We start from the raw sequence: 14,630 nt of genomic DNA on the forward strand, positions 1-14,630 counted from the left end.
TTGACCCACGCCCGCGCGGCTGCCACATCGCGATGATGGACCTGCCCGACGACCGCACGCTGACCCGCGACGGCCTGGCCGCCACCGGCCGGGGGCGCATCCTGCTGCTGGCCTGCGGGGCGCTGGCGCGCGAGGTGTTGGACCTGGTGCGCCTGAACGGCTGGAGCCAGTTCGACCTGCATTGCCTGCCCGCCATCCTGCACAACCACCCCGACCGCATCACCGCCGCCGTCGAGGCCGCCGTCGCCGCGCGCGGCGCTACCTATGACGAGGTCTTCGTGCTTTATGCCGACTGCGGCACCGGGGGGCTGCTGCAGGCGGCCTGCGACCGGCTGGGGGTCCGGATGCTGGCCGGGCCGCATTGCTACAGCTTCTTCGAGGGCAACGTCGCCTTTGCCGCGCGGGACGAGGTGACGGCCTTCTACCTGACCGATTTCCTGACCCGGCAGTTCGACGCCTTTGTCTGGCGGGGTCTCGGCCTCGACCGCCACCCCGAGCTGCGGGACATGTATTTCGGCAATTACGAGACGCTGGTCTACCTGGCCCAGACCGACGATCCGGACCTGACCGCTCGGGCCGAGGCGGCGGCGGCGCAGTTGGGCCTGGCGTTCGAACGGCGCTTCACCGGCTACGGCGACCTTGCCACCGCGCTCGAGGCGCTGGCAGCCGCATGAGCCGCCCGGCCCTGACCGCCGACTGCAGCGCCTGTGCCGCGCTCTGCTGCCTGGCGCTGGCGCTCGACAAGGGCGAGGCGTTTGCGATCGACAAGCCGGCGGGCCTGCCCTGCCCCAACCTCGACGGCCGCTCTTGCAGCATTCACTCCGATCTGGACGCGCGGGGCTTTGCCGGCTGCGTCCGCTACGACTGCGCGGGCGCCGGGCAAAGGGTCACGCAGGAAGTGTTCGCCGGGCGGTCGTGGCAGGACGAAGCCGGGCTGACCGCGCCGATGATCGCGGCCTTTGCCGACATGCGCGCGGTGCAGCAGCGGCTGGAACTGCTGGCCGCGGCCGAGGCGCTGCCGCTTGCCTCCAGCGACGCGGCCGAGCGCGCGCGGCTCGAGGCCACGCTCTGGCCCGACGCGCTGACGGCCGGGGTGCTCGAGGGCTTTGGATCCGGTGCGCTGGCGCAGGAAATCGACAGCTTCATCGCCGGTCTGCGACGCTACGTGGTGACACGGTGATGTGAGGGCTTCGGCCCGCCCCTGCCCCCAAATGCAAAAGCCGCGCCCAATGGCGCGGCTTTCACGTTTCTCCGGTCGCCGATCAGTTCGGCATCAGGTCCGGGATAATGGTCACAATGCTCGGCACGTACCAGAGCAGCGCAAGGCCCGCGACCTGGATCAGCACGAAGGGAACGATCCCCCGGTAGATGTGCCCTGTCGTCACCGACGGCGGCGCGACACCCCGCAGGTAGAACAGCGCAAACCCGAAGGGTGGCGTCAGGAACGATGTCTGCAGGTTCACCGCGATCATGATGGTCACCCACTTCGGATCGAAGGTGCCGCCGTAGATCACCGGCCCGACGATCGGGATCACGATGTAGATGATCTCGAGGAAGTCGAGCACGAAGCCCAGGATGAACAGCACCAGCATCACGATCAGGAAGACCTGGAACTCGCTGTCGAAGCTGCGCAGGAACTCCTGGATGTAATGCTCGCCCCCGAAGGAGATCACCACCAGGTTCAGTAGCTGCGAACCGATCAGGATGGTGAAGACCATCGAGGTCACCTTGGCCGTCTCGCGCACCACCGGGGTCAGCACGCCCGCGCCATAGAGCGTCCAAGCCGCGCTGATCAGGCCCCAGGCCGCCACGTGGAAGGCGATGGCCGCCACGATGAAGGCGAACCAGTTCTCGAACCCGACATTGGCCTGGTTGATCCTGAGGTCGAAGTTCATGCCGATCAGGATCATCAGGGCCAGCGCCAGCGAGGCGTTGATGATGACCTTGCCGGAATGGCCCTCTTCCTTGAGCTTGCGGTAGGCCGCCAGCATGATCGCCCCCGCCGCGCCGAGCGCCGCGGCCGGCGTCGGGTTGGTGATACCGCCCAGGATCGAGCCCAGCACCGCGACGATCAGGACCAGCGGCGGAAAAACCACGCGGATCAGTTCGTTCTGCGACAGCCGCCCGGCCGCGATCCGTACGCCGTAGAGCGCGATGACCAGCGGGATGGCGATGATCAGCAGCGTCGACATGGCCGTGGTCGCCGGCGAGATGAAGAGCACGTCGACCGCGATCAGCAGGACGACACCGACCGCACCGATGATCAGCGGGCTGGCACTCTGCGCCGGGTTCACGCCACGCGCCACCGCCAGGACGATGCCCAGCATCAGCGCCATGATCCCGATGCCGGTGCCGATCGGTGCGGCGGCGGCAAGCTTGAGCGCGCGAAGCTGCTGCACCTCTTCGTCGGACAGGCGGACGCTTTCCTGCGCCCCGCCCGCCGCCGCGATTTCCGCCTGCTGGCGGACGGCGAGATCCCATTTGCCCTGGCCGTGCAGCTCGATCATCGCGGCCTTGCAGCTTTCGCTGACATTGGTCCGCAGCACCGCGTTCTCGCCACCCTCGGAATAGGACGACACGATGATGTCCTGCGATCCGACCATGCCGAATTCGAAGCTGGCGATCAGCACCGCGATCAGCACCACCGGCGCCACCACGTACCAGATCCAGGCCTGGCCCCGGCTGGCGGTGCCGGTCTTGTGGTACTCGCTGATCACCGCGGGCGCCTTCGACGGGTTCAGCAGCGCGAAGCCGAAAGCGTAGGCGGCGTAGAGCACCGCCAGCATGATCCCCGGCAGCATCGCGGCCTGGAACAGCGTGCCGACCGACACCACGGCCGGACGGCCGAGGTAGGTCAGCGCGTCGGTGCAGCCGAAAGTCTGCGCACGTGCTTCCTGCGCGGTGGAATAGAGGTCGCCCGCCAGCGTGCCGAGCAGCACGATCACGATCGACGGCGGGATGATCTGCCCCAACGTGCCCGATGCGGCGATCACGCCGGTCGACAGCTCGGGCGAATAGTTGTTGCGCAACATGGTGGGCAGCGACAGCAGGCCCATCGTCACCACCGTCGCGCCGACGATCCCGGTCGAGGCGGCGAGGAACGCGCCAACGACGACCACGGACACCGCCAGGCCGCCCGGCAGCGGCCCGAAGATCCGCGCCATGGTGGTCAGCAGGTCGTTGGCGATCTTGGACCGTTCCAGCGTGATGCCCATCATCACGAACATCAGCACCGCCAGCAGCGTCTCGATCGACTGGCCGGCAAACACCCGTTCGTTCATCCGGTTCACGATGAAGCTGAGGTTGCGGTCGATCGCGACCTCCCAGCCCCGGTCGAAGAGCGGCACGCCGACGGTTGGCAGGTCGGGGTATCTGAAGGTTGATATCGTGTCCGGCCTGACGCCGGTGCTCACCACGTCGCGGTAGGCCTGCGTGCTCTGGTCGATGACCTGGTGCACGAGGATGCCGTGGCTGTCGAGATAGGCGATGATCGCGAAGGCGAAGACGCCCGCGCCCGAGATCGCGAAGGCGACCGGAAAGCCGGAAAGGATGCCCGCGAAGAGGCACAGGAAGACGATGATCAGCCCGATCTCGACGCCATCAAGTCCGAATAGCATACTCGTTGAACCTCTTAGTGGGTGCCTTCGTAGGCTTCTTCACCCTCGCCCAGCGTGTCGCGGTCGAGGTACTTGCCAGCGGATTCCTCGCCTTCGACGAATTCGAGGAATGAGCGGTAGAAGAAGGCCACGGCCTGCAGGATCACCAGCGCCACGAAGAGCAGCATCAGGATCTTGAACAGGAAGTAGCCGTTGAAGCCGTCAGGGCTGAAACCGATGGTTTCGACGTTCCATTTGACGATCTTGGCCTTGCGCAGCATCAGGTCGAGCTGGTCGCTAGCCGAGACCTTGGGGGTGATCAGGTGCCGCCACAGGAAGAACCAGGCATACATCCAGGTCAGCACCGCCGCGGGCACCATCAGGAACAGCGCCCCGAACATGTCCACGACGCGCTTGGCCCCGTGCTTGAGCGGCGCATAGACCAGGTCGACCCGGACGTGGCCGCCCTGCACGAAGGTGTAGCTGACGCAGAGCGCGACGACGACCGCGTTCCAGAACTTCAGCCCCTCCGAGAACCAGCCGACCGACTGGGTGAAGCCGATCCCGAGCGGCGAGATCGTGATCTCGCCCATGCGGAAGATCGACTGCAGGAAGATCACCAGCGTCTGCTGAGCGACCATGATCAGGCCGGCCCAGGCGGCGGTGCGGCCGACCGTGTTGGCAAAGCCCTCGAGCCCGCGGACACAACCCCACATGAAGGGGCGCCAGATCAGGCCGATGATGGTGACGACAAGGAAGATGTCGAAGCAGACAAAGAAGAATTCCACCGATCCGCCATAGTAGACGAACCGCAGAAGGCTTTCGGTGTTCGACCAATCCAGCCAGAGACCCGGATGGGTGACGGCATAGACCATGTTGTAGAAACCGAGGCCGATTTGAGTGATCAGCCAGATCAGACCGTCCAGCATCGCTCCCCCTGTTCGAAAAGGCTGCGCACGAGAACGTGCGCAGCCTGGTTTTCGTTTATTTGCTTAAGCTTAGCCCATCACGCGCGAACGCTGACGGACATAGGCCGCATCCGAGACCGAGACCCAGCCCGCGGTCGCGGCCATGGATTTCTCCATCGACTCGCGGATCTTGGCGAAGAGCTCGTCACCCATGAAGCCGTCGAGGACGGTCTTCGACGCGGCGCCGAAGGCATCCCAGATCTCGGGCGAGAATTCCTCGACCTGCGTGCCGCCCTGCTTGAGACGGTCGAGCGCCGGGCCGTTGTTGGCGATGAACAGCGAGTAGTTGTGCTGGTGCGCCTCGGCCGCGGCGGCCTGGATGATCGCCTGGTGCTCGGGGCTCAGGCCCTCGAACACCGACAGGTTGACGCCGACGGAGAGCGCGGCGCCCGGCTCGTGGAAACCGGCGGGGTAGTAGTAGTCGCAGACTTCCTGCAGGCCCAGCTTCTCGTCCGACCACGGGCCGATCCATTCGGTCGCGTCCAGCGCGCCGGTCGACAGCGCCTGGTAGATTTCGCCGCCGGGGATGTTCTGCACCGAGGCGCCGAGTTCTGCCAGCGCCTGGCCGCCGAGGCCGGGCATGCGGAACTTGAGGCCCTTGAAGTCGTCCGGCGACGTCACCGGCTTGCGGAACCAGCCGCCGCCCTGTGCCGCGGTCTGACCGGCGATGAACGGCTTGATACCGAAGACTTCGCCCAGCTCGTGGTGCAGCGCCATGCCGTCCTGGGCATAGTACCAGACCATGATTTCGGGCGCGGTCATGCCGAACGGCACGGCGGTGAAGTAGGCCCATGCCGGGTGCTGACCGACCCAGTAGTAGTCCGCACCGTGGTAGATGTCGGCCTGGCCCGAGGTCACGGCGTCAAAGCTTTCCAGCGCGCCGACGAGTTCCCCGCCGCTTTCGCGTCGATGGTCAGCGTGCCGCCGGACATGGTGTTCACGTTGTTGGCGAAGCGCTCAACCGAGTCCCACACGCCAGCGAGGCCGCGCGGCCAGGTGGTGACCATAGTGAGCGTGGTGTTGCCTTGCGCAATGGCCGGAGCGGCCAGCGAAGTGGCAGCTGCGGCACCGCCGCCCAGGGCAGACGTCCTGAGAAAAGAACGACGATCCATAACATTCCTCCCGAATTTTTTTGCCCCGGATTTTGCCGGCGCGGATCGTTGCGAGTGAAGGGGAAGGTACCGGCTAATTCCGAATGGCGAAACAAAAACTTGTGCCGTATGGCGGAATTAGCGCGGAAATTTCCGGCAAACACGTGTTGGGTCCACCGTGACGCGCGGGAATGCTGTAAGGTTTCGTAACATTCTGGCCTGACGCGATAATTTCGCCGCGACTCACTGCGAGATGAAGCGATTCAGGACCCTTGATTCCTGCCCTTCCATCAGCGACTCGGCGGTCGCCATGTGGTCGGCCATGACCAGTCGTGCGCGGTCCGCATCCCCTGCCCCGAGCGCCTCGATCAGCTCGATCTGGAACGCCCGGCCACGCGACCAGAGCTCGATGTTGGGCGGCTCGTAAAGCTTGCGGTAGACGGTCAGGTCGCTGAGGATCCGCGCCATGAAACCGATGAGGAATCCGAGCAGCTCGTTCTCGGCAAACTCGGACAGCAGCTGGTGGAAGCGGAGCGAGGCAACGTGCTGTTCGCGCTCTTCCTCGGCATCCGCCGCCGGGTGGTCGTAGGTCGCCACCACCGCCGAGAGCTGCGCCAGCTGGCCCGCGTCGAGCTTGCCCGCGAGCGAGGCCGCCAGCTCCGGCTCGAGCAGGCGGCGCAGCTGGTAGATGTCGTGCAGGGTCAGGTCGCGGAAGTAGAAGTAGTTGCCCAGGAGCGCCCGCGCCCGTTCGGCCGAGACCTCGTGCACGAAACTGCCACCGCCCGGCCCGGTGCGCGTTTTGACCAGCCCCTGCGCCTCGAGGATGCGCATCGCTTCGCGGATGGTGCCCTTGGCCATGCCGAAGCGCGCCATCAGCTCGGCCTCGCCCGGCAGCCTGTCGCCCTTGTGCAGCCCCTCGGCCACGACGAAGTCCTTGATCGCCTCGGCCACGCGTTGCGGCCGCGACCGGCGCGGTTCGACGGCGGCTGCCGCGTCGTTCGGTTTCGTGTCCTCGTCGTCCTGCCGGGCCATGGTCCTATTTTTCATGATGAATTTGTCCGCGCAAGCCCCGAGACGTGCAAAGGGCCGGAACGCATGTGCGTCCCGGCCCCGTGCCTGCCGTGCAAGCCGCTGTTATTTCAGCGCCTCGTCGGTCACGTCATGCGTCCAGGCGCCCTCGGGCTCCTTGGTGATCGCCGGGTTCTCCGACGACACCGAGGACAGCAGCGTCTTGACGGTCTGCTCGTAATCCGCCGGGTCGAGCGTGCCGTCGGAACCGGCGGTCAGCTTGGCGACCTCACCGATCATGTAGACTTGGTGCTCGAGCGTCTGCGCGCCGGTCTCGTCGTTGTCGATGACGATCTGGGCGGCCTCGTCAGGGTTCTCCTCGGCGTATTTCCAGCCTTTCATCGAGGCGCGCACGAACTTGACCATCTTCTCCTTAAAGGCCGGGTCCGCCAGCTGGTCCTCGAGGACGTAGAGCCCGTCCTCGAGCATGCCGAAGCCCATTTCGAGGTAGTTGAAGGTCACCAGTTCCTCGGGCGTGATGCCGGCGTCGAGGATCTGCTTGTACTCGTTGTAGGTCATGGTCGAGATGCAGTCGGCCTGCCCCTGGATCAGGGGATCGGCGCTGAAGGCCTGCTTGATCACGGCAACGCCGTTGTCGTCCGCCCCGTCGGTCTCGATCCCCAGGGACGCCATCCAGGCGTAGAACGGGTATTCGTTGCCGTAGAACCAGACACCCATCGTGTGGCCCGGGAAATCCTCAGGCGTCTCGATGCCCGACGACTTGAGGCAGTTCACCTGCAGGCCGCCGGTCTTGAACGGCTGGGCGATGTTCACCAGCGGCACGCCACGTTCGCGCGCGGCCAGGCCCGCGGCCATCCAGGTGGTGATCACGTCGGCACCGCCGGCGGCGATCACCTGCTCGGGCGCGATGTCGGGGCCGCCCGGCTTGATCGTGACATTCAGGCCCTCTTCCTCGTAGAAGCCCTTGTCCTTGGCGACGAAGTAGCCCGCGAACTGGCCCTGCGTGACCCACTTCAGCTGAAGGGTGATATCGTCCGCCGCCTGCACCGCACCGGCGGTGAAGAGCGACAGGGCGGTTACCGCACCCGTGATAGTCTTTTTCATTGTCTTAAGCTCCCTGTTGGATTTTTCAGTTCCGCCTTTGCGACGGATGCCAGAACGTGACCCGCTTCTCGATCAGGGCCACGACACCGTAGAAGGCTGACCCGGCCAAGGCGGCCACGACGATCTCGGCCCAGACCATGTCGAGCGCGAGTTGCCCCACGGATGTTGAGATACGAAAGCCCATTCCCACAATGGGCGACCCGAAGAATTCCGCCACGATCGCGCCGATCATGGCCAGCGTCGATGAAATTTTCAGCCCGTTGAAGATGAACGGCATGGCGGCTGGCAGGCGCAGCTTAAACAAGCCCTGCCAATAACTTGCGGCGTAGGTCTTCATCAGGTCGCGCTGCATGGCGGTGGTGTCCTGCAGACCGGCCACGATGTTCACCAGCATCGGGAAGAACACCATCAGCACGACCACCGCGGCCTTGGAATGCCAGTCGTAGCCGTACCACATCACCAGGATGGGCGCGGTGCCCACGATCGGCAACGCGGCCAGGAACGAGCCGACCGGCAGCAGGCCGCGGCGCAGGAAATCCCAGCGGTCGACGAGGATCGCCGTCAGGAAGGCGGCGGTGCACCCGATGGCATAGCCGCCAAGCGCGCCCTTGAGGAAGGTCTGCTTGAAATCGACCCAGAGCGTCGGACCGGATGCCGCCATCTTGTCCGCGATGACCGAGGGCGGCGGCAGCACCACGCCCGGCACCTGCAGGCCGCGCACGATCAGCTCCCACATCGCCAGCAGCGTCAGGCCGAAGATCATCGGAACCAGCAGCTGGACCGCGCGGGTCCCCGCACCCGGCCCGTTCGACAGGCGCACGTTCACCGTCCACATGATCGCCCAGAGGGCCAGGGCCGCGATCAGCAACATCATCGCGCCAGCCCCATCCGTTTCAGCGTCACCCGCTCGATCCCGGCGATGATCGCCACCAGCAGCGCGGCGAGGATCGCCGTGGCAAAGAGCGCCGACCAGATCTGCACCGTCTGGCCGTAATAGCTCCCCGAGAGCAGCCGCGCCCCCAGCCCCCGGCTGGCGCCGGTCGGCAGTTCGCCCACGATGGCGCCGACAAGCGAGGCGGCGATGCCCACCTTGAGCGAGGCAAAGAGATAGGGCGCCGACGCCGGCAGCCGCAGCTTCCAGAACGTCTCGCCCCGGCTGGCGTTGTAGGTCTTGAGCAGGTCGAATTGCATCGCGTCGGGGCTGCGCAGACCCTTCACCATGCCGACGACCACGGGGAAGAACGACAGGTAGGCGCTGATCACCGCCTTGGGCACCAGCCCCTGCACGCCGATGGAATTCAGCACCACGATGATCATCGGCGCGATGGCCAGGATCGGGATCGTCTGGCTGGCGATGGCCCAGGGCATCACGCTCATGTCCATCGCACGGGAATGCACGATGCCGACCGCCAGCAGGATGCCCAGCCCCGTGCCGATGGCAAAGCCGACCACCGTGGCCGAAAGCGTGACCCAACCGTGGTAGACGAGGCTCCGCTTGCTGGTGACCGCCTGCTGGGCCGTGGTCTGCCAAAGCTCCTCGAGCACCTGGTGCGGCACCGGCAGGCGCGGCTTGTCCTGCGCCCAGGTGGCCGACCACTGGCCCGGGTTCTCCATCGCCAGCGCGATGCCCCCCATGGCCCGGCGCGCGGCCGGGTCCTCGGGGTGCACCACGGCCCCGGTGCGCGCGGCGGTATTGACGGCAAAGTGGATGTTCATCGGCACCGCCGCCACGTACCAGAGCGCCACGATGGCCACGACGACGGTCACGATCGGTACGACCGTCCTAATCATAGGCGTGCCCCGCCCGCAGTCCGTCGCGGACCCTGTGCGCGATTTCAAGGAATTCCGGCGTGTCCCTGATGTCGAGCGGCCGCTCCTTCGGCAGCGTGCTCTCGATCACGTCGGTGATCCGACCGGGCCGCGGCGACATCACCACGATCTTGGTCGAGAGGTACACCGCCTCGGGGATCGAATGGGTGACGAAACCGATGGTCTTGCCGGTCCGCGCCCAGAGCTTGAGCAATTCCTCGTTCAGGTGGTCGCGCACGATCTCGTCCAGCGCGCCGAAGGGTTCGTCCATCAGCAGGATGTCGGCATCGAAACTCAGCGCCCGCGCGATCGAGGCGCGCTGCTGCATGCCTCCCGACAGCTGCCAGGGGTACTTTCCGCCAAAGCCCGCAAGGTCGACAAGCTCGAGCACACGCTCGACCCGCTTCTCCTGCTCGGCCTTGGAAAACCCCATGATTTCAAGCGGCAGCTTGATGTTCTTGGCGATGGTCCGCCACGGGTAGAGCCCCGCCGCCTGGAAGACATAGCCATAGGCCCGCGCCTGGCGCGCATCCTCGGGCGTCATGCCGTTCACCGTCAGGCTGCCGCCGGTCGGCTGCTCCAACGCCGCGATGCACCTGAGGAACGTGGTCTTGCCGCAGCCCGAGGGCCCGATGAAGCTGACAAACTCCCCGGCGCCGATGCTGAGGCTCACGTCCTTCAGCGCCGCCACCGGGCCGTCCATCGTCTCGAAAGTCAGATCGAGGTTTCTCGCCTCGATCACAGGTACTTGCGCCACGTAGTTCAGATCCCCGCCGGAATGTTCATCGGATCGCGCTTCACGCTCCGCGGAGAGTTCAGCTCTTTCCACTTCGAAAGCGCCTTGCTGGCCGAGGAGAAGGCCGGCCGCGGCACGAAGCGACCGCGCCCCGGCTGCGGCTGGGAGTTCTGGCCCCAGGCCCAGATCGTCTCGCCCCGCGAAATCGTGTAACGTGCCTGCGCCGTCACTTCCTTGCCCTCGAAGACGTTGTAATCGAGGATGGAATGGTGGTTCGAGGCGCTAATCGTCTTGGTGATCTTCGGATCCCAGACCACGATGTCCGCATCCGCCCCCGGCACCAGCGCGCCCTTCTTGGGATAGATGTTCAGGATCTTGGCGATGTTGGTCGAGGTCGCGGCGACGAATTCCTCGGGTGTCAGCCGCCCGGTCTCCACCCCCAGCGTCCAGAGCATCGCAAGACGCTCCTCCAACCCGTTGGTTCCGTTGGGAATCTTGGTGAAATCCCCGACCCCCAGCTTCTTCTGTTCGGACGAGAACGCGGCGTGGTCCGTGGCCACCACCTGCAACGATCCCGCCTGCAGCCCGGCCCAGAGCCCGTCCTGGTGCTCCTTGCCCCGGAACGGCGGGGACATCACCCGCTGCGCCGAATGCAGCCAGTCCTCGGACAAGTATTCATCCTCGTCGAGGCAGAGGAACTGCATCAGCGGCTCGCCGTAGACCCGCATCCCCTTCTGCCGCGCGCGCCGGATCGCCTCGTGCGCCTGTTCGCAGGACACGTGCACGATGTAGAGCGGCACGCCCGCGGCATCGGCGATGGTGATCGCGCGGTTGGCCGCCTCGCCCTCGAATTCCGGCGGACGGCTCCGCGCGTGCCATTCCGGCCCGGTCTTGCCCTCGGAGAGGAACTTCTTCTGCATCAGGTCGACAAGGTCGCCGTTCTCCGCATGCACCATCGGCAGCGCGCCCAGCTCCTTGCAGCGCGAGAACGAGGCGAACATCTCGTCATCCTCGACCATCAGCGCGCCCTTGTAGGCCATGAAGTGCTTGAACGAGTTCACACCCGCATCAACGGCGTCCTTCATCTCGTTGAAAACGCTTTCGTTCCACCCGGTGATCGCCATGTGATACCCGATGTCGGAACAGATCTGCGGCGCCGATTTGCGATGCCATTCCTGGATCGCGTTCTTGATCGAGCCATCCTCGCCCGGCAGGCAGAAGTCGATCAGCATCGTCGTCCCGCCGCAGGCCGCGGCCCATGTCCCGGTCTCGAAGGTCTCGGCAGCGGTCGTGCCCATGAACGGCATCTCGAGGTGCGTGTGCGGGTCGATCCCGCCGGGGATCACGTAGGCCCCTTCCGCATCGACATATTCGTCGCCCTTGAGGTCGGTCCCGATCTCCTTGATCGTTTCACCCTCGATCAGGATGTCGCCTTCGAACTGACGGTCGGCGGTGACGATCGTCCCGCCCTTGATCACCTTGCTCATTGCTTGCTCCCTGTTGTCCTCTTGTCCCCGGGGTCCGGCTTCATCTTGCCGAATAAACTCCGGGGGTGCGGGGGCTGGCCCCCGCTTATTCCACGATCTCCGCCGTCTCGACGACCGCGTGGAACAGTACATCCGCCCCCGCCGCCGCCCAGTCCTTCGAGATCTCCTCGGCCTCGTTGTGGCTTAGCCCGTCGACGCAGGGGCACATGACCATCGCGGTCGGCGCCACCTGGTTGATCCAGCAGGCGTCATGCCCGGCGCCCGAGATGATGTCGCGATGTGAATAGCCCAGCCGCTCGGCGGCGGAGCGCAACGCCTGCACGCAGCCCTCGTCGAACTTGACCGGGTCGAAGCCGCCGACTTTCTCAAGCTCGATCTCCAACCCCATGTCGTCGCATATCTTTTTCGCGCCCGCATGCAGCCGTTCTTCCATGTCCTCGATCACGCTCAGATCGGGCGAGCGGAAGTCGATGGTGAAGACAGCCTTACCGGGGATCACGTTGCGCGAATTGGGATAGATGTCGATATGCCCCGCCGCGCCGACCGCGTGCGGGGCGTGGGACCAGGCGATCTCTTCGACCAGTTCCAGCACCCGCGCCATGCCGAGGCCCGCGTTCTTGCGCATCGGCATCGGGGTGGAGCCGGTGTGCGCATCCTTGCCGGTGATCGTCACCTGGGTCCAGGACAGGCCCTGGCCGTGGGTGACGATGCCGATATCCTTGCCCTCTGCCTCGAGGATCGGGCCCTGTTCGATGTGCAGTTCAAAGAAGGCGTGCATCTTGCGGCTGCCGACGGGCTCCTCGCCCTCCCAACCGATGCGCTTGAGCTCATCGCCGAACTTCAGCCCCTTGGCATCGACGCGGTCCTTGGCCCATGCCTCGGTGTGGACACCCGCGAAGACGCCCGAGGACAGCATGGCGGGCGCATAGCGGGTGCCCTCCTCGTTGGTCCAGTTGGTCACGACGATCGGATGCTTCGTCCGGATACCGAGGTCATTCAGCGTCCGGATCACCTCGAGCCCGCCGAGCACGCCGAGGACGCCGTCGTACTTCCCGCCGGTCGGCTGCGTGTCGAGGTGCGAGCCCACGTAGACCGGGAGCGCCTCAGGGTCGGTGCCGGGGCGCATCGCGAACATGTTGCCCATGGTGTCCAGCCCCATCTCGCAGCCCTCGGCCTCGCACCAGGTCTGGAACAACGCGCGGCCCTCGGCATCGGCATCGGTCAGGGTCTGGCGGTTGTTGCCGCCCGCCACGCCGGGGCCGATCTGGGCCATTTCCATCAGGCTATCCCACAGGCGGTCGCCGTTGATCTTCAGGTTTTCTCCGGGGGCGGCCATCGGCACTCCTTGCGTCTTGATGCGGGGGCGAGCTTTGTTTGACCAAAAGGTCAAAGCCACGCTATCACGGGTTCAAGACCAGTCAAGAAATACACTGGAATGCCCTCTCGGGGGCGCAAATATCGCGGGGCATGACCAAAAATTCATCGCGGCTGGACTTTCGGAATTTCCCGCGAAACATTGGTTTGCAAAGCATTTTTGAGGATGGGGCGAAACGTCGGATGAACAAGGCGCAGGCCAAGACGCGAATCCAGAAGCGCAACGTGGCGATCATCGCCGAGGCGGCGCTCGAGGTGTTCTCTGCCCATGGCTTCCGCGGCGCGACGGTCGACCAGATCGCCAAGGAAGCGGGGCTGTCCAAGCCCAACCTGCTCTACTACTTCCCCTCCAAGGAAGCGATCCACAGCCACCTGATGGCCAGCCTGATGGACATCTGGCTGGACCCGCTGCGCGAGCTCGACGCCGACGGCGAACCGCTCGGCGAGATCCTCGGCTATGTCCGCCGCAAGCTGGAGCTCAGCCGGAACCACCCCCGCGAAAGCCGTCTCTTCGCGAACGAGATCGTGCAGGGCGCGCCGCGGATGCAGGCCATGCTCGAGGGAGAGCTGAAGGAACTGGTCGACGAAAAGGCCGCCGTGATCCGCGGCTGGATGGACACGAGCCGCCTGCTGCCCGCCGATCCGCATCACCTGATCTTCTCGATCTGGTCGCTGACCCAGCATTACGCCGATTTCGATGTCCAAGTCCGCGCGGTACTGGGCCCCGAGGTGCCCGATCCCTTCCCGGCCGCCGGCAGCTACCTCGAAACGCTCTTCACCCGTCTGCTGAAAGCCTGAGCGTCCGGGCGTCCTGCGCCCCGGCCATTTTGTGTCAGGCGGCGATTTGCGGTCCGTGCGCAGGCCGGATTGGTGTAGGATGACCGGGTCGGAACCATCCTCCGCCGCATGGGATCAGAGGAGCAGTCGCGCGCGGCGCCACCTTTCACGGGAGGCGCGTCATGCCCCTTGCTCACCCGGCCATCCTGATGGCCACGCTCACGACCCTCACCCTCACCCCGCCCGCCGGACGGGCACAGGACGCCGCGGTCCCCGACCATGCCGACCTGCATCACTATACCCTGTGCGAGGCGATTGCCGCCGTCCGGTTCCTGACCCAGGCCGAGGCCAGCCACTGCGCCGCAGCCTACACGCGGGTCAAACTGGCCTTCGTGCCCGGCGTGGGGATCGAGGACCTGCCCCACCTCACCCCCGGCGAGCGCGACCTGGTCAACCGAGACGGATATGCCCGGTTCCGGGCCTGGCGCGACAGCAATGTTGACCTGGTCGATGCCGTGAAGGCCAATGCCGCGACGGTGCTCGAGGCGGAACCGGGGCCTTGAGGGGCGCCGGCCGGAACCGCCCGGCCCCGGTCCGAAACGAGGCATCGCGCACGGCGGCTGGCGCCGGTCGCGATGCCCCTGGCAGACGGGCGCGTT

13 protein-coding genes and 1 pseudogene are annotated in these 14,630 nt (G+C 65.7%); 4 read left to right on the forward strand and 10 right to left on the reverse strand.

The window, feature by feature from the left end:
- Positions 1-35 precede the first annotated feature (35 nt).
- On the forward strand, positions 36-674 hold the full coding sequence (locus tag ACE2AC_RS04465; RefSeq protein ID WP_375690920.1) for a DUF1638 domain-containing protein: 639 nt from the start codon (positions 36-38) through the stop codon (positions 672-674).
- Entirely contained in the window at positions 671-1,180 is a 510-nt protein-coding gene (locus ACE2AC_RS04470) for a hypothetical protein (RefSeq protein WP_375690921.1), read from the forward strand. Before ACE2AC_RS04465 ends, ACE2AC_RS04470 begins: the two co-directional genes overlap by 4 nt.
- An 82-nt stretch (positions 1,181-1,262) precedes the next feature.
- On the opposite strand, the gene ACE2AC_RS04475 is transcribed toward ACE2AC_RS04470, so the two are convergent.
- The 10 genes and pseudogenes from ACE2AC_RS04475 to ACE2AC_RS04520 form a co-directional block, all read right to left on the reverse strand.
- On the reverse strand, positions 1,263-3,617 hold the full coding sequence (locus ACE2AC_RS04475; RefSeq protein ID WP_375690922.1) for a TRAP transporter large permease subunit: 2,355 nt from the start codon (positions 3,615-3,617) through the stop codon (positions 1,263-1,265).
- A 14-nt stretch (positions 3,618-3,631) separates the two neighbouring features.
- Positions 3,632-4,525, reverse strand: a complete 894-nt coding sequence (locus tag ACE2AC_RS04480) for a TRAP transporter small permease subunit (protein ID WP_375690923.1) — start codon at positions 4,523-4,525, stop codon at positions 3,632-3,634.
- A gap of 69 nt (positions 4,526-4,594) precedes the next feature.
- Positions 4,595-5,676, reverse strand: a pseudogene (locus ACE2AC_RS04485) (TRAP transporter substrate-binding protein).
- A gap of 222 nt (positions 5,677-5,898) precedes the next feature.
- Positions 5,899-6,702, reverse strand: coding sequence for a FadR/GntR family transcriptional regulator (locus tag ACE2AC_RS04490; RefSeq protein ID WP_375690924.1), 804 nt, complete (start codon positions 6,700-6,702; stop codon positions 5,899-5,901).
- A gap of 87 nt (positions 6,703-6,789) precedes the next feature.
- Complete coding sequence (locus ACE2AC_RS04495; protein ID WP_375690925.1) at positions 6,790-7,788, reverse strand: ABC transporter substrate-binding protein; 999 nt, start codon at positions 7,786-7,788, stop codon at positions 6,790-6,792.
- Positions 7,789-7,813: 25 nt separating this feature from the next.
- Positions 7,814-8,662: an ABC transporter permease gene (locus ACE2AC_RS04500; RefSeq protein ID WP_375690926.1), complete on the reverse strand. Its 849-nt coding sequence runs from the start codon at positions 8,660-8,662 to the stop codon at positions 7,814-7,816.
- Entirely contained in the window at positions 8,659-9,579 is a 921-nt protein-coding gene (locus tag ACE2AC_RS04505; RefSeq protein ID WP_375690927.1) for an ABC transporter permease, read from the reverse strand. The genes ACE2AC_RS04500 and ACE2AC_RS04505 overlap by 4 nt, the downstream gene beginning before the upstream one ends.
- The gene (locus tag ACE2AC_RS04510; RefSeq protein ID WP_375692068.1) at positions 9,572-10,300 is read right to left on the reverse strand and encodes an ABC transporter ATP-binding protein; all 729 of its coding nucleotides are present in this window, start codon (positions 10,298-10,300) and stop codon (positions 9,572-9,574) included. The genes ACE2AC_RS04505 and ACE2AC_RS04510 overlap by 8 nt, the downstream gene beginning before the upstream one ends.
- A gap of 59 nt (positions 10,301-10,359) precedes the next feature.
- The gene (hydA, locus tag ACE2AC_RS04515) at positions 10,360-11,820 is read right to left on the reverse strand and encodes a dihydropyrimidinase (RefSeq protein WP_375690928.1); all 1,461 of its coding nucleotides are present in this window, start codon (positions 11,818-11,820) and stop codon (positions 10,360-10,362) included.
- A gap of 85 nt (positions 11,821-11,905) precedes the next feature.
- Positions 11,906-13,156 (reverse strand): Zn-dependent hydrolase, encoded by a 1,251-nt coding sequence (locus ACE2AC_RS04520; protein WP_375690929.1) that lies wholly within the window; start codon positions 13,154-13,156, stop codon positions 11,906-11,908.
- Between the two features lie 221 nt (positions 13,157-13,377).
- Here ACE2AC_RS04520 and ACE2AC_RS04525 point away from each other — a divergent pair, with 221 nt between their 5' ends.
- Both ACE2AC_RS04525 and ACE2AC_RS04530 read left to right on the forward strand, forming a co-directional pair.
- Positions 13,378-13,992 carry a TetR family transcriptional regulator C-terminal domain-containing protein gene (locus ACE2AC_RS04525; protein WP_375690930.1) on the forward strand — a complete coding sequence of 205 codons (615 nt, stop codon included), beginning with the start codon at positions 13,378-13,380 and terminating at the stop codon, positions 13,990-13,992.
- Positions 13,993-14,153: 161 nt separating this feature from the next.
- Positions 14,154-14,534, forward strand: coding sequence for a hypothetical protein (locus ACE2AC_RS04530; RefSeq protein WP_375690931.1), 381 nt, complete (start codon positions 14,154-14,156; stop codon positions 14,532-14,534).
- The last annotated feature ends 96 nt before the right edge of the window (positions 14,535-14,630 follow it).

The organism is Pseudooceanicola sp. LIPI14-2-Ac024, assembly GCF_042188925.1.
Classification (GTDB): Bacteria; Pseudomonadota; Alphaproteobacteria; order Rhodobacterales; family Rhodobacteraceae; genus Pseudooceanicola.